This window comes from Nonomuraea sp. NPDC048882, from assembly GCF_040649755.1.
Classification (GTDB): Bacteria; Actinomycetota; Actinomycetes; order Streptosporangiales; family Streptosporangiaceae; genus Nonomuraea; species Nonomuraea maheshkhaliensis.
The window spans coordinates 171217-193455 of record NZ_JBEZGB010000005.1; the positions used below are offsets into that span (position 1 = coordinate 171217).

The window sequence follows — 22239 nt, forward strand, 5'->3', positions numbered from 1 at the left end:
CGCCGACGGCTGACCCCTCGCGTCTCGGGACCCGAACGCCGACGCCTGGGCTCATGCGTCTCGGGTCCTGAACGCGGCGAACGCCGCGGCCAGGAGCAGGGCGGTGAAGGCGGCCAGCAGCCCCAGACCCGCCCACGGCCCGAGACGCGCCGGGTCGGCCACGGTCGTGGCGACCCGCAGCCCGGCCGCGATGGGCCAGTACGTCATCACCGTCTCCCCCACGGCCTCGGGCAGCAGCCTGGGGCCGATGATGGGGATGATGAAGTTGATCGCCACCAGCACCGTGGTGGCGATCATCGTCTCCCGCAGCAGAAACCCCAGCGCCACGCCGACCAGCCCGACCAGCGCCCACACCACGCCCATCCCGGCGACCGCGCGCAGCACGCCCGGCTGCCCGAGCGAGGCCGTGGGCGCACCGGCCGCGCCGATGACCACCTGCCCGAGCAGGAACGACGCGAAGCTCGCCACCTGCCCGGCGGCCAGCGCCACCGCACCGAACATCGTCACCTTGGCGGCCAGCAGCCGCGCCCTGCGCGGGACGGCGGTCAGGCTGGTACGGATCATGCCCGTGGCGTACTCCGAACTGGCCACCATCACGCCCAGCGACCCCACCACCATCTGCGCGAACAGGAACCCGCCGTACAGACTGGCGTTGGCCGCGTCGAACACCCCTTGATGCCCCTCCGCCGCGCGGTAGGCGGTGAGCGCGCCCGGCCCCACCATGAGCACCACCGCCGCCGTCAGCGTGACGAGGTTGGACGGAACCGTACGAAACTTGGTCCATTCACACCGCAACGCGCGCGCCATCATGCCGCCACCACCCTTAACCCGAGACTGATCGGACCGCAACACCTGCGCCGTCATGCCGCCACCGCCTTGAATTCGAGGCTGTCCCGCGTCAGCTCCATGTACGCCTCCTCCAGGGACGTGCGCCGCGGCGTCAGCTCCGACAGCGCCACCCCCGCCGCCAGCGCCGCCCGCCCGATCTCCCCCGGCTCCATGCCGCCGACGACGAGCCCGCCGTCCGCCTCCGTCCGCACGTCCGCGCCCGCCCCGGCGAGGCGCTTGACCAGCGGCTCCGGATCGTCGGCCCGCACCAGCACCCCCGAACTGCGCCGGACGAAGTCCGCCGTCGCCACGTCCGCGATCAGCCGCCCTCTGCCGATGATCAGCAGGTGATCGGCGGTCAGCGCCATCTCACTCATCAGATGGCTGGACACCAGCACGGCACGCCCCTCACCGGCCAGCCCGCGCATCAGCTCCCTGATCCACTTCACGCCCTCGGGGTCGAGCCCATTGACCGGTTCGTCGAACAGCAGCACCGCCGGGTCACCGAGCAGCGCCGTCGCGATGCCGAGCCGCTGGCTCATGCCGAGCGAGAACGTCCGCACCCGCCTGCGGGCCACCGACTCCAGCCCCACCTGCCGCAGCACCTCGTCCACCCGGCTCTCGGGGAGGCCTGCCGCGTGCGCCAGCCAGAGCAGGTGGTCGCGTGCCGTACGGGTGCCGTGCACGGCACGGGCGTCCAGCAGGGCGCCGACCTCACGCATCGGAGCCGGCAGGTCGGTGTAGCGACGCCCGCCCACGTACGCGCTGCCCGCGTCGGGGCGGTCGAGGCCGAGGATCATCCGCATGGTCGTCGATTTGCCCGCGCCGTTGGGGCCGAGGAATCCGGTGACCCGGCCGGGCTCGATCGTGCAGGTCAGCCCGTCCACGGCGGTGCGGTCGCCGTACCGTTTGGTCAGGGCCTTGAGCTCGATGGCTGTCATGCCTTGAGGATCTCCGCCACCCGCCCGCCCCGACATCCACCGATCGGTTGATGCCCCTCGCCCAGCCGCAGCCGCTCACCCACCGCCGCTCAGAGAGCCCCGCTCATCCGCCTTCGCTCAGGCGGAACATCGCGGCCACCTCATCCGCCAGCTCCTCAACCCCCCACGACCCGTCCACCCGCACCACGGCCAGCTCACGTTCACGGGCCTGCCCGCGTACCTCCTCGTCCCACAACTCATCCCGCCCCAGCCGCGCCGCCAGCGCGGCCGCATGATCACCATCCCCCCAGTTGGCCCGCGCACGATCCGGATCGGCGTACCGCTCGCCCAGGGCCCGGCGGCGGAACTCGGGCGTCGGCAGCAGGAACACGGCCTGCTCCCGCCACTCCAGCAGCGGCGCGACCTCCCTCGGCAGCGTACGGAAGTCGTCCACGAGCACCGGCCGGTCGGCGGGAAGGGCGAGCAGATCCTCGACCACGAACTCGAACGTCTCCCCGTGCAGGCTCGGCATCGACAGGAAGATCTCCTCCGGCGTGCGAGCGGCGAACCGCTCCTCCTTCGACATCCGCAACAAGGCGCACATGTACGGCTGGCGCAGCGGGGTGCACCGGCCGACGTACCCGGCCTCGGCCCGGTCGCCGTCGTAGCGGAGCACGTCGTACCGCTCGCCCAGCACCCTGGCCAGCGTGCTCTTCCCCGCCCCGGTGCCGCCCGCCAGCCAGCGGACATGCGCCAGCCGCGCGCCGAGCTCGACGGGATCGTACCGATCGAGAACCGTCATACCGCCACCCCATCCCCCTGTTTCCCCGGCACCGTCCGATCCATGTTCCCAGCACCCCCGCCGCGCCTTCTATCCTTGACCGGGTCGCCGCGCGCGCGACCGCGAAGGGAAGCATCATGCGCCGTTACTCACGCGTGGTCGTCAAACTCAGCGGCGAGGCCCTGGCCGGCCCCGCGGGCACCGGCGTCGACCCGGCCAGCCTGGCCCAGCTGGCCGACGAGATCCTCGCGGTGCACCGGCTCGGCGTGCAGATCGCCGTGGTGATCGGCGGCGGCAACTACTTCCGCGGCCGGATGGCCGAAGGCTGGGGCATCGGCCGCGCGGAGGCCGACAACATCGGCATGCTCGGCACGGTCATGAACGCACTCATGCTCCGCGGCGTCCTGACCGCCCGCTCGGAGACGGACGTACGGGTCATGACCGCCGTGCCCATGCAGACCGTCGCGGAACCATTCATCAGACTCCGCGCCGACCGGCACCTGCGCCGCGACCTGATCGTGCTCCTGGCCGGCGGCATCGGCCAGCCGTACGTCACCACCGACTATCCCGCCGTCCAGCGGGCCCTGGAACTCGACGCCGACGCCCTGCTCGTGGCCAAGCGCGGGGTGGACGGCGTGTACGACACCGACCCCAACCTGAGCCCCGACGCCAAGCGCTACACCACCCTCACCTACCGGGAGGCGCTGGCGGCGGGCGTCAAGGTGATGGACGAGAGCGCGTTCGTCCTGGCCAACGAGCAGGGTCTCCTCATGCACGTCTTCAACGTGGCCGCGAAGGGCGCGATGACGGCGATCTGCGAGGGCGAGGACATCGGCACCCGCATCACCCGCGACTGACGGAACCCTGACGACGCCGACACCGACACCGACGCCCACGCCCACGCCAACAGCGACGCCGACGCTGACGCCAACGGCGAAGGCGACCAGCGACCGGTGACGCACCCGAGCGGTCCGCACCCTTCCGCGACCAGCGACCCCGACGCACGCGAACGAGCCGCACCCCTCCGCGACCCGCGATAAATCCGGCTGAGGCGGATCCGCCCGGCTGCCAGGATGGGCGGATGCCCGTCGACCCCCTTCGCCGCACCTTCGACCACGCCGCCACCACCTACCAGCACGCCCGCCCCGACTACCCGTCCGACCTCTACTCCCACCTCCTCGCGGTCACAGGCATCAAACCAGGCGAACCGAGCGGACCTGGCGAATGTGGCGAGCCTGACAGATCGGGCACCCACCTGCTCGAAGTCGGCTGCGGTCCAGGCAAGGCGACGCTGCCGCTGGCCCGCGCGGGCTTCCGCATCACCGCGATCGAGCTCGGCGACGCCCTCGCCGCACAGGCACGGCACCACCTCGCCGACTTCCCCAGCGTCTCGGTCATCACCTCATCGTTCGAGGACTGGCAGCCCCCGGCGGATGCCCGGTTCGACCTCGTGTACGCGGCCACCGCCTGGAAGTGGGTGGACCCGAAGGTCAAGTACGCCAAGGCCGCCTCTCTCCTCGACCACGGCGGCCACCTGGCCGTGTGGAACGCCGACCACGCGTTCCCCCCGGACTTCGACCCGTTCTTCACCGAGATCCAGCAGGTCTACGACGCGCTGGGCGAGGGGCCCGGCGACCCGTGGCCACCGCCCGAGATCCAGCCCGACCACACGGCCGCCGAGCTCCACGACTCCGGCCTCTTCACGGTCGTCGAACGGCGGCCGTACGTCTGGGGTCTGCGGTACACGGCCGACGAGTACATCGCGCTGCTCGACACGTTCTCCGGCCACATCGCCATGGACCCAGACCGCCGCCGTCACCTCTACGAGGAGATCCGCCGTCTGCTCGCCGCCCGCCCCGACGGACGCCTCACCCGCCACTGGTCGGCCGTCCTCACCATCGGCCGCCGCCTATGACCGATCGGCCTCCCCGGGAACGACGTTGAATCGGCGCAACGTCCATCGCGGCGGCGGCCACCGCGCGGGATCCTCGCCGGTGCTCCATTCGGTGACGGAGCCTGGGGCCACCGTCAGATCGAACGAGCGGTAGATCGGCAACAGTCCAAGGGCATTGAAGGAGATCTCGACCGTCTCGGCGTGACCGACGAGAACGACGCTTCCCCTGTGGTGACGGTGGGCGAGCTCGGTGATGGTACGGCTGGTCCGGGTCACCATCTCGGCCCAGGTCTCGTTCCCCCGCTGAAAGGGCCGGTAGAGCCCCCCGCCCTCGACGCCGAACCGTTCGAGAAATTCCTCCTGCTTGAGACCGTCCGCCTCACTCGGCGTGTGCCACGTACAAAGACCGCAATCCGGTACGGCCGGCAGACCGACGGCGGCGGAGATCACGGCGGCGGTCTCCGCGGCACGCGGCAGCGGCGAGGTGTAGATCGCCACTCTCCCCGCACCAATGTCGGCGGTGAGCCGACGTGCGACCAGCGCAGCCTGCTCACGGCCTTCATCGGTAAGCCCGCGGCACCCTTCCGGACCACCCACCACGCCGTCCCGTTTGTGGTGCGAATCGCCATGGCGAACGAAGAACATCCGGGTTTCCATGGGGCGGATGATGCCACGACCCGCCGGTCCCGGGCCGTGCGACGAGCGCCGGCCTGCGACCATGACAGGCATGCGACGAGTCGTGATCCTGGGACGTGGCGGGTCGGGGAAGTCGACTTTGGCCGCCCGCCTCGGGGCCGTCACCGGGCTCCCCGTCATCGAGCTCGACCAGCACTTCTGGCGTGCGGGTCTCGAAGCGACGCCGCCCGAGCCGTGGGCCGCCGTCCAGGGCGAACTCGTCCGGGCCGAAGGGTGGATCATGGACGGCGACCTGGGGCCGTACGACGTCCTCGACGTCCGGCTCCGAGCGGCGGACACCGTCATCCTGCTGGACTTCTCGTTCTGGCGCTGCGCGTGGCGGGCGATCCGGCGCTCCAGGGAACGCGCCGACTTCTGGATCTGGGTCTGGGGCTACCGCCGCCGGAGCCGGCCGCTGCTCCTCTCGGCGATCGCGACGCACGCCCGCCAGGCGCGCCTGCACGTCTTCCGGAGCCCGTACGCGCTCAACCGCTTCATCAAGCACCTCGCCACCGACAGAACCCCGGACCAGCCGTAACAGGAACGCCCGAGCACCGAACCAACCCTGATGGGAGCGTCAGATCAGCCGGGGCCCGGTGCGGACCGCAACACCCCAAGCTCCTCATTCATCGCATCGAGAAAAGCGGCCACGGTACGCAGCTCGTCGGGGCTGAACCGCCGCAACACACTTTCAGTGCTGCCTGCCAGCGGCCGAAAGAAGGCGGCGGCCAGCTCTTTGGCCGCGTCGCGATAGTGCAGATGAACGACGCGCCGATCGTGCACGTCGCGAACCCGGCGGATGTGCCCGGCCCGCTCCAGCCGATCGAGGCACGCGGTCACCGCACCTGACGTGAGATTGAGCTCGTCGCGCAGCTTGCCCGGGGTGATCGGCGTCGGAGCGTCAAAGATCTTGATCAGCGCCTGAACGTCCGTCGTGTGCAGGCTCTGCTCGTTGGCGAACTCGTGGGCGATGCGGTTGAACTCGGCGGTCATCCGGCGCAACCGGGTCGCGAACGACCTCAGGTCGATGTCCCCCTCCCCGCCGCCGTCCATGGAGCCATGCTACATTAACTCAATGATTGAGAATCTCAATGATTGAACTTTAGCGAAGGGCGACTCGTGGCGCGGCGATCGATCCGCTGGCTCGTCCCGGCGCTGCTGGTCCTGGCCTGGCTGGCCGTGGGCGGCGGGGCGGGACCGTTCGCCGGCAAGCTCACCGAGGTCTCCACGAACGACCAGGCGGCCTTCCTGCCCGAGAGCGCGGAGTCCACACGCGTACTGGAGACACAGGAGAAGTTCCGCCAGGGTGACACGCAACCGCTCATCGTCGTGTGGACGTCCAGCGGCGCGAACGTCACCCCCGAACAGCAGGCCGAGGCCACCCGCGCGCTGGCCGCCCTGCCCGGCACGCCCGGCGTCGTCGGCACGCCCACGCCCGCCTTCGGCTCCGACGACAAGCGGGCGCTGCGGGGCGTCGTCCAGCTCAGCCCCGACCTCAGCGGCGGCCAGCTCGGCGACACCCTGGAGCAGATCGGCGCGAAGTTGCCGGTCGAGGGCCTGAAGCCGCAGCTCGGCGGCCCCGCCGCGACCCGGGCCGACCTGTCCGACGCCTTCGCCGGCATCGACGGCGTGCTGCTCGGCGTCGCCCTGATCACCGTACTGATCATCCTGCTGGCCGTGTACCGCAGCGTGCTCCTCCCGCTGATCATCATCTCCGGCGCGGTCTTCGCGCTCGGGCTGGCGTGCGCCGTGGTGTACTTCCTGGCCGACCGCGACATCGTCCGGGTCGACGGCCAGGTGCAGGGCATCCTGTTCATCCTGGTCATCGGCGCGGCCACCGACTACGCGCTGCTGCTGACCGCCCGCTTCCGCGAAGAACTGGCCGCCGGCGCCGACCGCTACCAGGCCGGCCGCATCGCGCTGCGCCGCTCGGTCGAGCCGATCGTGGCCAGCGCCGCCACCGTGGCGCTGGGCCTGCTCGCCCTGCTGCTCAGCAACCTGACCAACAACCGCGCGCTCGGCCCCGTGGGCGCCATCGGCATCGCCTGCGCGGCGCTCAGCGCGCTCACGTTCCTGCCCGCGGCCCTGGTGCTGCTGGGCCGCGCCGCCCTGTGGCCGGCCCGCCCGCGCCCGTCCGAGGCGGGCGCGCACGGGCTGTGGAGCCGGGTCGGCGCGCTGGTCGACCGCCGCCGCCGCCTCGTCTGGGTGGCCTCGGTCCTCCCCCTCGTCGCCCTCGCCCTGCTCGCGCCCCAGCTCAACGCCAGGGGCGTACCGCTGGACGAGACGTTCGTGAACGACGCGCCGTCGGTGTCCGCGCAGGCGGCGCTGAGCGAGCACTTCCCCGGCGGCTCAGGGCAGCCCGCTGTGATCGTCGCCCCCGCCGACCGGGCTCCGGCGATCATCGACAAAGCCCGCACCGTCAAGGGCGTCTCCGAGGCCACCACCGTGAGCGCCGGCGGCCGCCCGGGCGTCGATCCCAAGGTCGTCGACGGACGCGTGCTGGTGGAGGCCACCCTGCGCGACGCCCCGGACAGCGACGCCGCCCAGGAAACCGTCCAGCGACTACGCGCCACCCTGCACGGAGAGAACGGCGTACTGGTCGGCGGCTACAGCGCCCAGCGCTACGACACGACAGAAACCGCGAAACAGGACACCCTGCTCATCGTCCCCGTCGTCCTGGCGATCATCCTGCTCATCCTGATCGTCCTGCTGCGCTCCCTGGCGATGCCCGTGCTGCTGGTGGCCACCGTGGCGCTCAACTTCCTGGCCATCCTCGGCATCTCCACCCTGGTCTTCCCGCTGCTCGGCTTCACCGGCAGCGACGCCTCCGTGCCTCTGTACGGCTTCGTCTTCCTGGTCGCGCTGGGCGTGGACTACAACATCTTCCTGATGTCCCGCGTACGCGAGGAAACCGCCCGCCACGGGGCCCGCGAGGGCGTACTACGCGGCCTGGTCACCACAGGCGGGGTGATCACCTCCGCCGGAGTCGTGCTGGCGGCCACCTTCGCCGCGCTGGTGGTGATCCCACTGGCCTTCCTCGTCCAGATCGCCTTCATCGTCGCCGTCGGCGTCCTGCTCGACACCCTCGTGGTGCGCTCGCTGCTGGTCCCGGCACTGGTACGAGACCTCGGCGCCCGCGCCTGGTGGCCCAGCCGCCTCGGCCACAAACCTACGAAGCAGACCCCAGAACCCACCCCGGCCCACCACCACTGACCAAGATGAAGTGGCGAGCCTCTCCCCGCCCCACCACCTCAACCAAAGACCCCCATCTCCTCAGCCCAGAGAACCCACCACCCACCACCCCATACCGAAGACCCACCAGACCTAGGCAACGCAGGGGGCGAGGACCACCACCCTCCTCGCCCCCTGCCGAATGCCTCTTGCCGGAAGCCTCTTGCCGGAAGCACGCTCCCGAACGCGTCCACCGAAGCACCCTGCTGCAGGCATCCCGCCGCAAGCACCCTCCAAGAAGCCTCCCGCCGAAGCACCCTGCAGGCACCCCGCCGAAAGCGTCCTGCAGGAACGCACGCACTCACTGCCGAAGTACCCCACTGAAGGCGTCCGCCGGAAGCGCCCTCCCGAAAGCCTCCCGCCAGAAGCACGCTGCCGAAATAGCCCTGCCAGAGGCGCTCACCCGACATTCCGTCCCACCGGCCTCAGCCCCGATCAAGCCTCCACAGCCCTGACCAAGCCCCCGCCCCGATCCGTACGCTGATCGTCATGGGACTCGATGCGGCATCCTTGCGGCCGGCGGACGTGACCTCGGCCCTGTCAACGACCCTCACAGCCCTCACAGCCCTGACAGCCCTGACGGCTACGAGCGGCGCCCCTCCCTACCGCGTCGGCGGCACCAGCGCCGCCCTACTCCAAGGGGTCCACCTCCCCACCGGCGACGTCGACCTCCTGGTGTCACGGCGCGAAGACGTGAACACCTTCGCCACCGCCCTCTCCTCCCACCCCTGCCTGTACCCGCCGACCTGGATCCCAGAAAGCTCCCAGTACTTCACCAGATACGAGGTGCACGGTGTCCAGGTGGAGATCAGCACGGTAGAGCAGGAAACCGACTCCGACGCGATGGAGTGCATGGGAGTCGGCCCATGGCGACACCACGTCCTGATCCCATGCGGCCCACACCACGTTCCCGTCGTCCGCCTGGAACTACGCCTGGCCACAGAACTCCTACGCGACCGCCCCGACCGCTACGAACCCCTCCTCGACCACCTGTCCACCCACGGCTACGACGCGAACCTCCTGCACAGAGCCCTGACCGCCCGCCCCCTCCCACCCGACCGCCACCACTACGTCGAAACCCGCCTCACCCAACTCACACCACGCTCCCCATGACCGCCGATGTACATCCGGCCATACCCGCTTGAATAATGAACCGGTGATCGAAAGGTCCAACGGGCCCTCAGCCCATGAACCGGCCGGAACCTCCCCACTACCGCAAGACCGGTTCACCTCAATGCCACCGCACTCCGATCAATCCCCCGAATCCCGCCTCCATGACCGAATCACCGCGCTGACCAGAACAGCCGGTTACCGCGCCCACAACCCCCTCATCGTCGGCGTACAGCACGACAGCACCCCACCCGTCTTCCTGACCAGCGGACGAACCCTGGCCGGAAAACCTCTCACCCCCAGCACGATCGTCTACACCGCCTCCCTGTCCAAACAACTGACGGCAGCCTGCGCCGCTCTGCTCGTACGCCAAGACCGACTGGACACCGAATCGACCGTGGCGCACTGGATGCCCGAGTTCCCCTCCTGGGCCGCCACCGTACGAGTGCGCCATCTCCTCTCCCACACGAGCGGCCTGCCCACGGGCATCGAGTTCGACGACCTAGACCGCACGAACCTCGACCACACAACGTCCAGCGTCATCCACGCGCTCACCCGACTCGACCACCTCGCGAGCACGCCAGGAGCCGAGTTCCGCTACTGCAACGCCGGCTACGTCTGCCTGGCCGTCATCGTCGAACGCGCCGCGACCACCCTCTTGCCCGACTTCGCCCGAGACCACCTGTTCACCCCACTCGGAATGACCGCCACCCGCTTCTGGCCCGGCCCGGCCCCACATCCACCCGGAGCCGCACCCCTCGACCCGCACTACCCGGCACCACTCTCACTCGGCGACGGCGGCGTCTGGTCAACCGCCCCCGACCTCATCCGCTGGAACCAAGCACTGGAACACGACAAACTCGGCATCTCCGCCCTCCTACAGACACCCGCCCGCCTGGACGACGGCACGGAACTCGACTACGCCTGGGCCCTCGGCATCCGCGAACACGCAGGCCACCGCATCTACCAACACGGCGGCAGCTGGCCCGGCCTGACCACACAACTCGCCCGCTTGGCCGACCGACGCTCCAATTTCGTGATCATCGCCTTAGACGACAACCAGGACCGTACGAACACCCTGGCCAAAGCCCTGATCGAAGAACTGACCGGCCGACACAACGACTCGCTGCACTGATCACCATCAACGCGGGACGACCAATCCCCGCCATGAGCACGACCAGCGACACAACGACCCACCACCACCGACGCCACACCGCACTCAGCGCCCACCCCACCACCTGTGTCGACCACACTCCACATCGACACAGCACAGCTAACCGACGCTGACCAGCCCGCTCTCATAGGCGGCGATCACCAGCTGGGCCCGATCGCGCGCATGTAACTTGGCCAGCAACTGCCCCATATGCGTCTTCACGGTGGCCATACTGACAATGAGATGCTCAGCGATCTCAGTGTTCGACAACCCCTGCCCAACCAGCTTGAGCACCTCACGCTCCCGCGCCGTAACACCATCCAGAGAACGGGACGACCGTTGCCGAGGTTGCGGCTGCTTGGCGAACTCCCCGATGAGACGCCGAGTCACGGAGGGCGCGAGCAGCGCCTCACCCCCGGCCACGACCCGGATCGCGGAGAGCAGATCACCAGGCGGGGTGTCCTTGAGCAGAAACCCACTGGCACCCGACCGCAGCGCCGAGAAGACATAGGCGTCCAGGTCGAAGGTGGTCAGAATCAGGACCTTCACCCCAGCGGTCGCCGGATCCCCGCAGATCCGCCGCGTCGCCTCGATCCCGTCGAGTTCGGGCATCCGGATGTCCATGAGCACGACATCCGGCCGCAACTCGGCGGCCCGCGCAACGGCCTGCAACCCGTTCTCCGCCTCCCCGACGACCTCCAGCCCAGGAGTGGCGCCGATCAGCACCCCGAAACTGGCCCTGAGCAACCGCTGATCATCAGCGATCAGCACCCGAACCCCACTCACCCGAACCCCCCTTCCACCGAAGGACACCCCTGCACCCACACCCCGCTCACGCGAGCCTCCCCACCAAGACCCCACTCACGCGACCACCCCCACCAGCGGAAGACCTCACCCGCACCCCGAACCCAACCACTCGGACAAACCTCCACCAGCAGGCCCACCTGCCCCCGAACCCCGTTCCCGCGGACACCACCCGCCACCAAAAGGGCCACCTCCGCCCAGTCCCCACTCACGCAGGCACCCCTTCCAGCGGAAGCCTCGCATGCACCCGGAATCCCCGCCCCGCCATCGGCCCAGCGCTGAATTCGCCGCCATAAACAGCGACACGTTCGCGCATTCCGATCAGCCCATGACCGCCCACAGGATGGCCGATCAGCGCCCGGCGGCCGTCGTCGGTGACTTCGATCTCCATGGCGTTGTCCGTCCTGTCGACCCGAACCACGCAGCGCGCCGGCGCCGCATGCTTGATCACGTTGGTCAGGGACTCCTGCACGATGCGGTAGGCCGCGAGCCCGATGGTAGCCGGGACGGTGTCGATCCCGGCACCGATGCGCAGCGCGACCTGGGCCCCGGCGGAGGTGGCGTGGTCGGCCAGCTCGGCCAGCCGGTCGGCGGTCGGCGCCGGCTCCAACTGCGCCGCGTCCTGCGGATCCTCGTCGACGGCGCGCAGCAGGCCGAGCATGCGCCGCAACTCCCTGGCGGCCTCGCGGCTGGTGTCCTCGATGACGGTCAGGGCGGAGCGGGCCTCGTCGGGCCGCTCGTCGCCGACGTGGAGGGCCACGGACGCCTGCACCGTGATCAGGCTCAGACTGTGCGCGACGCCGTCGTGCAGGTCGCGCGCGATGCGCAGCCGCTCGTCGGTCAGCACCTGCCGGACAGCCTGCGTCTCGTGCTCCCGACGAGCGCGCACCGCCCGTCCGACCACCCACACCGCGACCGGAACGATGATCTGAGTGGCGAGTACGGGTAACGACCTGCCCCAATCCGGCCGCGGCTCCTGCGCCACCGCGAAGAGCACCGCCCCCGCGAACCCGCCCACGGACAGGACGAGCGCGGTCACGGCACGCCGCAACGACTCCGTCACGGCCACCGGATAGATCGCGAAGACGAGAAGCAGGTCGGGCACGACGGCCGCGTGGGGCGGCATCCACCGCAGCGCCACCGCCACTATGCTCGCCATGGCCACGACCGCCAGCACCGGCACGGGCCACCGGCGGCGCACCGCCAACGGCACCCCCATGAGCACGCCGGCAATGACGGGCAGCGGCTCGATGCTCCCGTCCGGCGGCAGCTGTTCGATGACGGCCAGCACGGCGAAGGACGTCAGGAACACGGCGAGCGCGAGGTCGCCGAGGAGCAGGAACGCGGGCCGCAGCCTCAGCAGCAGCGGCGGCCGGAGGTCATCGGTCATGGCCGAACGTTAGCCCGTACCGACCCGCCTCCGACTCAGACCACGGTATGAACTCCAGGACCAGACCGTGCTCCGATGTCCCCGGCCCTCGATTCCGCGACCGTTGACGCCATGACGAACCGACACGCACTCACCGGCATCTTCACCAAGCGCGGCGCCCAGACCGGACGCGCCCAGGCACACAACCTTACCCTCGCGGCCGACGACCAGCCCGGCCACGACCGGACGCGGAGCCTGCCGCTCGCGGCCGGTCACCGAGCCGGACGTGGCCGGGCGCGCAGCCTCACCCTCGCGGCGGTGATCGGAAGCGCGGCGATCTTCGCGGCGGCGACCGCGCCACCCGCGAACGCGATCATCGGCGGCCGCGACGCCACCGAAAACTACTCCTTCACCGTCACCCTGCGCGACGGCAAAGGCGTGCACTACTGCGGCGGCACTCTCGTCGCCCCGCAGTGGGTGGTGACGGCCGGCCACTGCTCACACGTCCCGATCCGCCAGGTCAGCGCCAAGGTCGGCGGTACGAACGTGGAGAAGGGCGGCAGCGTACGCCGCGTCACCAAGATCGTCAGACACCCCGACTACACCGCCGACCCCAACGACCTGCGACACGACATAGCCCTCTTCAAGCTCGACCGCCCGGTCCGCGAGACCCCGATCGGGATCGCCGCCGGGCCAGGCGCCCCGAAGACCCAGATCCGCCTCCTGGGCTGGGGCATGACCTGCGAAGACGGAAACGAGTGCCCGGAGCCGCCGATCACCCTCCAGGAGCTCGACAGCGACATCGTCCCCGACAGCCGGTGCGCGGGCATCGACGCCGCGAGCGACATCTGCTCCCAGCACCCCACCAAGAAGGCGCAGAGCTGCATGCTCGACTCCGGCGGCCCCATGGTGCGCAGGTTCGGCAGCCGCTGGGAGCTGGTCGGCATCACCAGCCGCGACGGCGACGAGAAGACCGACCCCAACTGCGTCGGCCCCGGCGTGTGGACCGACGCCGCGGCCTACAAAACCTGGATCCACAGAACAACCAGCACCACCAGCTGAGCCGTACGCCGAATTCCAAGCCGCAAAACCCCGAAATCACCAAAAATCCTCCATCATCCCCCTTGCCTTCCCGCATAGCACGCCACTCAACGAATCCCAGCCGACCGCAACCCCCAAAGCTCGGGATTCCCTCACCGGCACGATCAACACCAACGGCGGCAACGACCCCGGGCCGGGCAGCTCATCGATCCTGGTCGGCGCCGTAGGCCCGCGAACGCTCTTCGTCCGCACGGCCACCCCTTCCGCCCCGCACCCGAGGACCGTCGACGACGACCGCCCGTTCTCCCTCCACATCGCCTGCTGACCCACCCCCGATCACCCGATGGTGCAGCGCCCAACCCCTCCCCGCGCGCGCCCGGCGAACGACATCACACCGAAAGGTACGATCATGAGTTATCGAGCCCGTCTGCTCGCCGGCCTCGTCGCAGCCACCGGCCTGGCGCTGGGCGTCGCCGCCACTCCCGCGACGGCCCAGTCCGTCTACGACCCTTACGCCGGCTACGAGGTCTGCTGGGTGTCCGGCAACCAAGGACAGCAGGCCGGCCAGTGGGTGTCGTACTTCTGCGCACAGAACGGCACCCCACAATGGTGGCTGTTCACCACACCTTGACCGGCGGCTCCCCTCCACTCAGCGATTAGAAAGCCGCGACTCGGCGGGGCCAAAAGGCTCCGCCGAGTCGCGGCAACGTCCATCCACGGCGATCGTCGAGGTCACGAATCGTCCGGCAGCGGCTCCCCGGTCTCCAGCAGCGACTTCAGGCTCGCCACCACGTTCGGCCAGCCATGGCTTACCATCTCGGCCAGCATCGACCCGGGCTCGAAGCCGTCGTGCACGACGGTGAGCTTCACGACCTGCCCGGACTCCTCGATCGTGAAGGTGACCTTCGAGCGGGGCTCGCCGGACAACCGGGCGAGCATCTCGTCGTCCCACTCGAAGCGCTTGGCGAGCTCCGGGGTGATGGCGTGCCAGGTGTAGGAGAGCCGGCTGTACGGTTCTGCCTCCAGGACGACCTGCTCCGGGTCGCTGATCAGCACGCCGTGGTTGTCCCAGGTCATCGGCGAGCCGGGGGCCCAGTCCGTGGTGAACTCCGTGGCCCAGTAGCGACGGGTGAAGGCGGGCTCGGTCAGCGCCTGCCAGAGCTTCTGCGGGGTGGTGTGGATGTAGGTGGTGTAGACGAAGGTCGGCGCGTCCATCGGGGCGTCCTCCAGAGCGAGTTTCAGGTCGGCCAGGGCTTCGACCCTGGCCCGGTCGTAGCGGCTGATCCACCGGTGGGCGATCTCGTGCACGGGCGCGGCGTTGAGGTAGTGCAGCTTCTCCCGGCCCCGCCGTACGGTGGTGACGAGCCCGGCCTCCTCCAGCACCGCGAGGTGCTTGCTGACGGACTGCCTGGCCATGTCGAGTCCGGCGCACAGCTCGCGCAGCGTCTGCCCGTTGCGGGCGTTGAGCGAGTCGAGCAGCGCGCGCCTGCTCGGATCAGCCAGCGCTTTGAACACCTCGTCCATGCCCGCCCTCGTACCCGTGTCGCCGCTTGTCGATATGCAGCCGTTTGGCTGCCTTTCCATTTAGGCAGCCAAACGGCTGCCTGTCAAGGCGCACTCACCGTATCGAGCCCGTCCCGACCCCTTCAACCAGCCACACCCGCCCTCCACAGCCCGCCGCCAACGGCCGCGCGCCCAGAAGGCAGGTCGAACAGGCACCCAATTCGGACATCGCGCGATCGACTAGGCTGACGCGACCGCAGACGAAGGGAAGACACCCAGCCGATGACCGCACTCTCCCTGCCCATCACCACCGAACGGCTCACACTCCGTCGGTTCAGGCTGGACGACCTCGATGACCTGTACGCGTACCAGAGCCTGCCCGAGGTGGCCCGCTACCTCTACCGTCCGCCGCTCACCCGCGAGCAGTGCGCGGAGAGCCTGACCCGGCGCGCGGCCGACCAGGCGTGGACCGAGGACGGCGATGACCTGGTGATCGCGGTCTGCCGCACCGGCGAGGCGACGGTGATCGGCGAAGTGGTGCTGAAGCTGGCGAGCACGCGGGCGCGCCAGACCGAGATCGGCTGGATCTTCAACCCCGCGTACGGCGGCCGGGGCTACGCGACCGAGGCGGCGCTCGCGACCGCCTCGGTCGCCTTCGCCGAGCTGAGCACCCACCGGCTCTTCGCCCGCCTCGACGCGCTCAACACCGGGTCCGCGAACGTGTGCGAACGCCTCGGCATGCGCTGCGAGGCCCGCCTCGTCGAAAGCCATCTCGACGGCGACCGCTGGGGCACCGAATGCGTGTACGCGACCCTCGCCCACGAGTGGAAGTCCAACCAGCCCTGGCCAGCGGCAGTCGCAGGACCCTCAACAACCACCGGCCCCTCTACGCTTCGAGTTCGCACTCGTCCAGCCGAACGTACGGTCAGCCGGCAACCAGCCCCTCGACGGCCGCGTCATGGATGAGAGCTGCCGGACCCCATTTCCGCCGGCCGATCACCGGCCGAGGCGGGGTGCCGGTGACGCACCATGAACACGTCCACCTCATCCTCGGTCTCGACCGTGAACCCGTGCCGCGCGTACAGCCGGCGGGCCGGACTGCCCTGCAGCACGTTCAGCCGAACCACGGCGCCCTCGCGATCACACCGTTCCAGCAGCCCGCCCAGAACGGCAGTCCCGACGCCCCTGCCCTGCACCTCCGGCCCCAGATAGAAGTGCTCCAGCCAGTAGGCGTCCTCCGCCGACCGCAATGCCACGCACCCGGCCAGAGCGCCATCCACCTCGATCATCCAGGTGTGCGCCGGCGCGAACCCGTCCCGCAGCCGCTGCCGCACCCGCTGTTCGTCATATCGCCCGAGCCGCTCAAGATCCGGCCGCAACACCACGGCCCGCAACTCGGCCACCGCCTCGACATCTGCCACCGAAGCCGGTCGAAGCACCCAATCCGCCACGAACGTCATGTTATCGCCCCCGATCAGTGCCGACCCGACGATCAGGGACGCCGCAATCTCACGGCAAGAAAGGACGGGGTTCGGCGGAGCTTGTCATACCTGGCTTCGTCGACCTCCCGCAAGGCGGGCGCGGGCCGCGGCTCGACCAGTTGCTCCAGCACGAACCCGGCGCCCAGGAGCTCACTCATAAAGCTCTCCAACGGCGTGCGCTGGTAGTGAATCGAATGCTCGCCACCGGCGAGAACCAGGTCACTCCAGTCGCGACTGAAGTACGACCCTCCGAAATGACGCCAGTCGGCTGTGGGGTGGCTGGTTGATACCAGGAGCCATCCACCCGGTCGCAGAACACGGCGCAGTTCGCCCAGCAACTGCTCCCGATTCCTGATGTGGTGGAACACGAGGGCGCAGACCGCACCGTCGAACGACGCGTCATCGGCATAGCGGATCCAGAACGGCGCATTGGCAACGAGGACGATCACGACACCGATAGCGACGTACCACGGCACGAGCGCACTGCGGAGCGAACCGACCGGCGCCTTCGCTTTGTGGTCGGCCGACGTGATCCGAATGGTCCAATAGAGAAACAAGGCGAATCCGATGGGGATCCCGAGCTTGAACGTCTCGGGCCCGTACCAGGAGGGATGGCTGGCCCATATCAACAGGAGGAAGACCGCGACCGAGAAGACGATCAGAAACGGTAATCCAGGCGACTTGTTGATCACGGCGCCACATTGGCGGTACCCGAAGGCACCCACTCGTCGCCGACGACGACACCACCACCACCGAGATCGAGCCTCCTACGGTGCACCACCGACACCTGACCCACCCCACACCCTCAACCCGCAGGCGTCCGCCGCCCCCTCCACTCGGCACCCGATCTACCATGATCCCCGTGGCCTCATGGACAAGCCGCTATCGGTCAGGCGAGCACGTCGCCGTGTGGAATGAAATAAGCGCCCATGGGGCCGCCGGCGTGCCCGAGAACCTTCGGGAGGATGCCGAAGAGGTGGCATTCGAGACCATGCACCGAGTTGCGACCAACCTCGATGTGCTGGTCGATCGCCTTTCGTCCGCGAACTACGCCTTCGCCTCTCCCGACACCGCCCGGCAGTCCCCCACGACAACCGATCTCGAAGCAATCGCCAAGGCCGAAACGGTCATCGGCCCCCTCCCCCTGTCCGTGCGCGCCTGTCTGACGATCGTCGGCTCCGTCGACTTGTGCGGCGACGGCGGCTCACTGCTGCCGCACGTTCGTTACCACACGCCTCTCCACGAGTCCTGCGATGTCGGCCCCGACCCTTTGGTTCTCCACTCTGGCCAAATGCTCTGGGACCAGCTCAGCTCAGTGGTGGGAGACCTCGACCTGGGATGTGCGTGTACGGATCCAGGGGAAGAGGAACCGTGCGCCTTTCACGCCAGCGGCTTCAACTTCAGCATCGCACCGGACAGAGCAGCCAAAGAGAACTTCAGCGGGGGCGACCAGTACGTCAATCTCCCGGCCGCGCACCCCGACCCGCAACTCGAATGCGAATGGGCGCCCATTTCGCTGCTTGGCTACCTGCGCCTGTCGCTCGCATGGGGCGGATTCCCTGGCTACAGCATCCGCCCGGCAGACGTACCTCCACCGCCCTTCCTCACAAAGCTCAGCAGCCAACTACTGGAGTTCTAAGTGAGCCGCGTCCCTCGTGTTGTCGCACTGGTTGCGATCGCGGCCGCAGTCGTCGCCACCGCGTTGCACGAGACGGTGGCCTTCGTACTGCACCTGATCCGCCTGCCGCGAGGCCGCGGCCGCCACGCCGCAGAAGCGACTCCTGCACCTCAGCCCGCGCGACTCCTGCACGAAACCGACCCCCAGGCGACACCCTCGCATGGAAAGGACCGCACGGGCGCGACCGCGGAACCGTCGCTTTGATACCAACGATGGCACGGCGATCAGGCTCTCGACCTCAGCCTCAGCCGTTTTCCCAACGAAGGCTTGCTGACACGAGCGACTGTCCCGTGCGGCGCCTCGCCGGTCATGGCGTACTTGAAGAACGCCTCAAGGTTATGCTCGCTCCCGTTGTGGATCCGCTTGGCGACTTTATTGTGCGGATAGCCGCGAAGTTCGTCGGGGCTCTCCACCGCAGCGGCCTTCTCCTCCGTGCAGTAAACCCATTTCCAGTCGCCGTTCCGAACGATCATCTCGCCCAGATAAGCCCCCGCACCCATGATCACGCCGTGAATGACCTCGGGAGGTGGCTTCGACGCGACGAACTCGGCACAGTAATTGTCAAGATGGTGAATGAACGCGAGGTCCCAGTCGAAGGAGTATCCGTCTTCGCGTGTGTGCTCCACGAAGAGTTCAGCCAGGCTCCGCATATGTTCGGCAGTCTCAGCGTCACTGGGTGGCGGTTCCTGCTGCGACTTCCTGGCCACCATCAACTCCTACGTCTCGATCTTGCCCATCAGCGCAACTTCTCATGAGACAGCCTGGGAACGGAGACTCCGTCCGCGCACCCACCCGACTCAGGCGAGCCTCCTCCACCATCGCGGCATACTCAGGACCAGAGAACGACCAGGACCTCACACCTCGTGTCGGGCCTAACCTTCTCGCGGCGTTCCCAGGTGTCCGCCTTGACCCACTTCGTACGCCTCGCGAAGCCAGCCAGCGAATTCCTCATCAAGCTCGGTGAGATCAGCGATTCGGAAAGCATGAACGAACAGCCGCTTCGTGTACGGAGACACACCGGTGATGCGAGCATCGTCACTGATCGTGCGCTGGATGTCGAAGTACCCTCGAAGCCCTCGCGCGTCTGGCTTTACTCCGGCGAATCCGCGACGCGTCCCTTTGACGGTGATCATGCCCTTGGACACCGCGTACGTAAACGGTCCGCACGCCTCAACCAGCCTGATGAACTCGTGGTACAGGGCTACCGATGCGTCGGGCTTGTCTTGTAAGTGATCGTCGATCGTCCATGCCTTCTGATCCATGAACCGAGAAAGTAGCAGGCGGTAGCGACAGTCTTCGGGCTGCGAACTCGCACGTTCTCCCCCTTCCTGATCACCCCGTCATCGTCGACCCATCCGAATGGAGAAGCCGACCCTGATCTGCTCGGCCCGCCCCGGGTCGATAGTGGCGAGGCGATCAAGCTCCTGCACCACCCCCAAGTTGGCCGTGCGTGCCGATGTCGGCAGCCTGCGACTCACGGTCACCACCTGAGAGAGAACCGACCCAAGCACTAACTTGCCTTCCTAAGTTAGGATGCTAAATTGCAAGTGTGGAACGAAAGCTGAGCTTCAACCTGCACGTGCTCACTGCCCTCCTGGACCGGGCGGCTGATCGCATCCTGCGGGCGGAGCACAACATCTCGTACAGCCGCTTTCTGGCGCTGACCCTCGTGGGAGAACTGGGCGCCTCGACGCAACGAGCCCTTGCCGACTCTCTCGGTGTGACCGAACCGTCGGTGAGCCGCATGACCGCCATCCTCGCCACCGAGGGACTTCTCGAGGTCCAGCCCGACCCGGCCGGAGGGCACCGCCGGCAGTTGAGCCTCACGGACAAAGGAAAGCAACTGGTGGCGTCGGTCCAGCAGGGCTTCGAAGAGCGGATGGCCGCACTCGTCGCACACAGCGGTGTGCCGTACGCCGAGTACGCCGAGCACACCGCGCGACTGCTGGCCACCTTCGACCGCGCAGAACGGGAGAGAACCGAATGAATCAGAGCATTCAAACTCCGCCGGCCCACCAGAACACCGTCTCATCAGCTGACGGCACACCGATCGGCTACCAGACGATGGGCACCGGACCGGACCTCATTGTGCTCGGCGGCGCCCTGCGCACCTCGGAGGACTACCTGCCGCTGGCCTCCGCACTGGCCCGGTCCTTTACGGTGCACCTCGTCGAGCGGCGCGGGCGTGGGGCCAGCGGCCCTCAAGGACCCCAGTACGACTTAGGGAAGGAAGTAGAAGATCTTCTTGCGGTCCAGGCGAAGACCGGAGCCCGGTTGGCGTTCGGTCACAGCTACGGCGGCCTCGTCATCCTCGAGACCGCACGGTCGTCCCAGGTGTTCGATCGCATCGTCGTCTACGAGCCCGGAGTGCCCGTCGTTCCCGTCCCCACCGGCTGGATGTCCCCTTACCGGGAACGGCTGGCCGCAGGCGACCCCTATGGCGCGTTCGTTCACTTCATCCGGGGGTCCGGTGGGGCACCGGCCTTCATGACCAAGCTCCCGTACTGGTATCTGCGTTTTGCGTTGCGCATCGGCTTTCGCGGGCCGAGCTGGCAGCGGATGCGGCCCCTCTTGCAGGCCAATGTGGCCGAGCACGAGCAGATTGCGGCTCAGCAGGGCAGGCTCGCCGAATTCGCGGCCGTCAACGCTTCGGTGCTGCTCCTTTGCGGGAGCCGTACCGCGCGCGCCGGCAGAGCCGAGTTCGAGGCTCTTCGCGACACCCTCGCCAACGCCACGCTCGAAACCCTGAACGGCCTCAACCATTTCGGCCCGCATGGAAAAACGGCGCCGGTTGTGGCCGAGCGGGCCATGACCTTCCTTCTTTGAGCTGTTTCAACCAGGCGATCGTCCCAGCTCTGAGAGAACGCCTGCGCCTTTGCGTGAAGCTCAGAGCCGAAGCGTTCCATCAAGGGCGGCGCGATGCGCAGGAACGGGTTCAACAAGATCAGGATTGCAGCCAGCGTCCATCGCGATATTCGATCGGAATCGCATCGTCCCCTGGGTCGATCCCAAGCGCCTCCAGCTCTTCGAACCACCGGTTCCGCTGGGATTCCGGCAGCCGTGTCCCGCACCAGGGACAGAAGGAGATGCCGATGAAGGAATTGCCACCGTCGTGGACGAGTAAGCCGTACTCGACGAACCGCTCATCGAACTTGACCAGCGCATCTGGGCAGTCGGACACATCCGGATGCCGATCGCACTCCCAAGTGACCTGACGAGCCATCAACTCACAGCAGTGCTCGTGCACCGGACACCTCTCTCCTCCTATTGGCACGCAGAGATCAACAACCCTAGGTAACTTCAGGTGGCGAATCCATCGGCCCGCCTGAGCGTTCAGGGTGAGAGCTGGTGACGGAAATCGAACCCGCGCTGTCGGCTTGGGAGCTCTTTCAAGATCGTAGCCACCGCCCAGGGGAAACGCCGACCTGGGCATACGCCGGTCGAGCGACTGTACGGTCACCACTTGCCTTGTCCTCGCCCGCGCTGACGACCTGGGTGTCATCACCTCTGCCGCCGCTCTCGTCGAGGTAGTCCACCCTCACGTCAACCGGCAGGCCTGAAGTGGACGCTATCCCGCCTCGTCAGCGTGCCGATCACTGAACCAATCGCTCGCCGCGCCGCCAAGCTCTTGTCCAATGCCGGCCTGGACGGGCACAAGTACGCCATCGACGCCATGCTCATCCCTCACAGCCCGAGGCCCCCGGGTGACCGTGATCGCCCCCTCGCCACCCGGTCAATGGCTGGCTGATGACCTGGCGATCAGCCAGCGAT

25 protein-coding genes are annotated in these 22239 nt (G+C 68.2%); 12 read left to right on the plus strand and 13 right to left on the minus strand.

Features of this window, described 5'->3' with window-relative positions; all coding sequences use genetic code 11:
- Positions 1–51 precede the first annotated feature (51 nt).
- The 3 genes from AB0C27_RS19420 to AB0C27_RS19430 all read right to left on the minus strand — a co-directional run bounded on the left by AB0C27_RS19420 (position 52) and on the right by AB0C27_RS19430 (position 2550).
- Positions 52–810, minus strand: a complete 759-nt coding sequence (locus AB0C27_RS19420) for an ABC transporter permease (RefSeq protein WP_357845746.1) — start codon at positions 808–810, stop codon at positions 52–54.
- Positions 811–860: 50 nt separating this feature from the next.
- Positions 861–1769: an ATP-binding cassette domain-containing protein gene (locus AB0C27_RS19425; protein WP_357845749.1), complete on the minus strand. Its 909-nt coding sequence runs from the start codon at positions 1767–1769 to the stop codon at positions 861–863.
- Positions 1770–1872: 103 nt separating this feature from the next.
- On the minus strand, positions 1873–2550 hold the full coding sequence (locus tag AB0C27_RS19430) for a hypothetical protein (protein ID WP_357845751.1): 678 nt from the start codon (positions 2548–2550) through the stop codon (positions 1873–1875).
- 116 nt (positions 2551–2666) lie between these two features.
- Here AB0C27_RS19430 and pyrH point away from each other — a divergent pair, with 116 nt between their 5' ends.
- Positions 2667–3386: a UMP kinase gene (gene pyrH / locus AB0C27_RS19435; RefSeq protein WP_346105286.1), complete on the plus strand. Its 720-nt coding sequence runs from the start codon at positions 2667–2669 to the stop codon at positions 3384–3386.
- A 224-nt stretch (positions 3387–3610) separates the two neighbouring features.
- Complete coding sequence (locus tag AB0C27_RS19440) at positions 3611–4444, plus strand: class I SAM-dependent methyltransferase (protein ID WP_357845754.1); 834 nt, start codon at positions 3611–3613, stop codon at positions 4442–4444.
- Here the strand turns inward: AB0C27_RS19440 and AB0C27_RS19445 are convergent.
- A complete protein-coding gene (locus AB0C27_RS19445; protein WP_357845757.1) occupies positions 4439–5080 on the minus strand; it encodes a histidine phosphatase family protein in 642 nt (213 codons plus the stop codon). The genes AB0C27_RS19440 and AB0C27_RS19445 overlap by 6 nt on opposite strands.
- Positions 5081–5150: 70 nt before the next feature.
- On the opposite strand from AB0C27_RS19445, the gene AB0C27_RS19450 reads away from it, so the two are divergent.
- Positions 5151–5636 (plus strand): hypothetical protein, encoded by a 486-nt coding sequence (locus tag AB0C27_RS19450; RefSeq protein WP_357845760.1) that lies wholly within the window; start codon positions 5151–5153, stop codon positions 5634–5636.
- 44 nt (positions 5637–5680) lie between these two features.
- Here AB0C27_RS19450 and AB0C27_RS19455 read toward each other — a convergent pair whose 3' ends face one another.
- Positions 5681–6151, minus strand: a complete 471-nt coding sequence (locus AB0C27_RS19455) for a MarR family winged helix-turn-helix transcriptional regulator (protein ID WP_357845763.1) — start codon at positions 6149–6151, stop codon at positions 5681–5683.
- 66 nt (positions 6152–6217) lie between these two features.
- Here AB0C27_RS19455 and AB0C27_RS19460 point away from each other — a divergent pair, with 66 nt between their 5' ends.
- The 3 genes from AB0C27_RS19460 to AB0C27_RS19470 all read left to right on the plus strand — a co-directional run bounded on the left by AB0C27_RS19460 (position 6218) and on the right by AB0C27_RS19470 (position 10574).
- Positions 6218–8311, plus strand: a complete 2094-nt coding sequence (locus AB0C27_RS19460; protein WP_357845766.1) for an MMPL family transporter — start codon at positions 6218–6220, stop codon at positions 8309–8311.
- A gap of 507 nt (positions 8312–8818) precedes the next feature.
- Entirely contained in the window at positions 8819–9442 is a 624-nt protein-coding gene (locus AB0C27_RS19465) for a hypothetical protein (protein WP_357845769.1), read from the plus strand.
- A 121-nt stretch (positions 9443–9563) separates the two neighbouring features.
- Positions 9564–10574 (plus strand): serine hydrolase domain-containing protein, encoded by a 1011-nt coding sequence (locus tag AB0C27_RS19470; protein ID WP_357845772.1) that lies wholly within the window; start codon positions 9564–9566, stop codon positions 10572–10574.
- Between the two features lie 138 nt (positions 10575–10712).
- Here AB0C27_RS19470 and AB0C27_RS19475 read toward each other — a convergent pair whose 3' ends face one another.
- Both AB0C27_RS19475 and AB0C27_RS19480 read right to left on the minus strand, forming a co-directional pair.
- Entirely contained in the window at positions 10713–11363 is a 651-nt protein-coding gene (locus AB0C27_RS19475; RefSeq protein WP_357845775.1) for a response regulator transcription factor, read from the minus strand.
- A gap of 241 nt (positions 11364–11604) precedes the next feature.
- Complete coding sequence (locus AB0C27_RS19480) at positions 11605–12786, minus strand: sensor histidine kinase (protein ID WP_357845778.1); 1182 nt, start codon at positions 12784–12786, stop codon at positions 11605–11607.
- A 111-nt stretch (positions 12787–12897) separates the two neighbouring features.
- Between AB0C27_RS19480 and AB0C27_RS19485 the strand changes: the two genes are divergently transcribed.
- Positions 12898–13827 (plus strand): serine protease, encoded by a 930-nt coding sequence (locus AB0C27_RS19485; protein WP_357845781.1) that lies wholly within the window; start codon positions 12898–12900, stop codon positions 13825–13827.
- A 388-nt stretch (positions 13828–14215) separates the two neighbouring features.
- On the plus strand, positions 14216–14437 hold the full coding sequence (locus AB0C27_RS19490; protein WP_357845783.1) for a hypothetical protein: 222 nt from the start codon (positions 14216–14218) through the stop codon (positions 14435–14437).
- A 101-nt stretch (positions 14438–14538) separates the two neighbouring features.
- Here AB0C27_RS19490 and AB0C27_RS19495 read toward each other — a convergent pair whose 3' ends face one another.
- On the minus strand, positions 14539–15330 hold the full coding sequence (locus tag AB0C27_RS19495) for a metalloregulator ArsR/SmtB family transcription factor (RefSeq protein ID WP_357845786.1): 792 nt from the start codon (positions 15328–15330) through the stop codon (positions 14539–14541).
- A gap of 261 nt (positions 15331–15591) precedes the next feature.
- On the opposite strand from AB0C27_RS19495, the gene AB0C27_RS19500 reads away from it, so the two are divergent.
- Complete coding sequence (locus AB0C27_RS19500) at positions 15592–16275, plus strand: GNAT family N-acetyltransferase (protein WP_357845789.1); 684 nt, start codon at positions 15592–15594, stop codon at positions 16273–16275.
- On the opposite strand, the gene AB0C27_RS19505 is transcribed toward AB0C27_RS19500, so the two are convergent.
- A complete protein-coding gene (locus AB0C27_RS19505) occupies positions 16266–16730 on the minus strand; it encodes a GNAT family N-acetyltransferase (RefSeq protein ID WP_357845791.1) in 465 nt (154 codons plus the stop codon). The two genes, AB0C27_RS19500 and AB0C27_RS19505, sit on opposite strands and share 10 nt — an antisense overlap.
- Before the next feature lie 71 nt (positions 16731–16801).
- The gene (locus AB0C27_RS19510; protein WP_357845794.1) at positions 16802–17482 is read right to left on the minus strand and encodes a class I SAM-dependent methyltransferase; all 681 of its coding nucleotides are present in this window, start codon (positions 17480–17482) and stop codon (positions 16802–16804) included.
- A gap of 170 nt (positions 17483–17652) precedes the next feature.
- Between AB0C27_RS19510 and AB0C27_RS19515 the strand changes: the two genes are divergently transcribed.
- Entirely contained in the window at positions 17653–18429 is a 777-nt protein-coding gene (locus AB0C27_RS19515) for a hypothetical protein (protein WP_357845797.1), read from the plus strand.
- 263 nt (positions 18430–18692) lie between these two features.
- On the opposite strand, the gene AB0C27_RS19520 is transcribed toward AB0C27_RS19515, so the two are convergent.
- Positions 18693–19178 carry a hypothetical protein gene (locus AB0C27_RS19520; protein WP_357845800.1) on the minus strand — a complete coding sequence of 162 codons (486 nt, stop codon included), beginning with the start codon at positions 19176–19178 and terminating at the stop codon, positions 18693–18695.
- A gap of 162 nt (positions 19179–19340) precedes the next feature.
- Positions 19341–19730, minus strand: coding sequence for a DUF5655 domain-containing protein (locus AB0C27_RS19525; RefSeq protein ID WP_357845803.1), 390 nt, complete (start codon positions 19728–19730; stop codon positions 19341–19343).
- A gap of 287 nt (positions 19731–20017) precedes the next feature.
- Between AB0C27_RS19525 and AB0C27_RS19530 the strand changes: the two genes are divergently transcribed.
- Complete coding sequence (locus tag AB0C27_RS19530) at positions 20018–20455, plus strand: MarR family transcriptional regulator (RefSeq protein ID WP_357845806.1); 438 nt, start codon at positions 20018–20020, stop codon at positions 20453–20455.
- Entirely contained in the window at positions 20452–21294 is an 843-nt protein-coding gene (locus AB0C27_RS19535; protein WP_357845809.1) for an alpha/beta hydrolase, read from the plus strand. Before AB0C27_RS19530 ends, AB0C27_RS19535 begins: the two co-directional genes overlap by 4 nt.
- Positions 21295–21412: 118 nt before the next feature.
- Here the strand turns inward: AB0C27_RS19535 and AB0C27_RS19540 are convergent, their stop codons facing one another.
- A complete protein-coding gene (locus AB0C27_RS19540) occupies positions 21413–21715 on the minus strand; it encodes a hypothetical protein (protein ID WP_357845812.1) in 303 nt (100 codons plus the stop codon).
- Positions 21716–22239 lie beyond the last annotated feature (524 nt).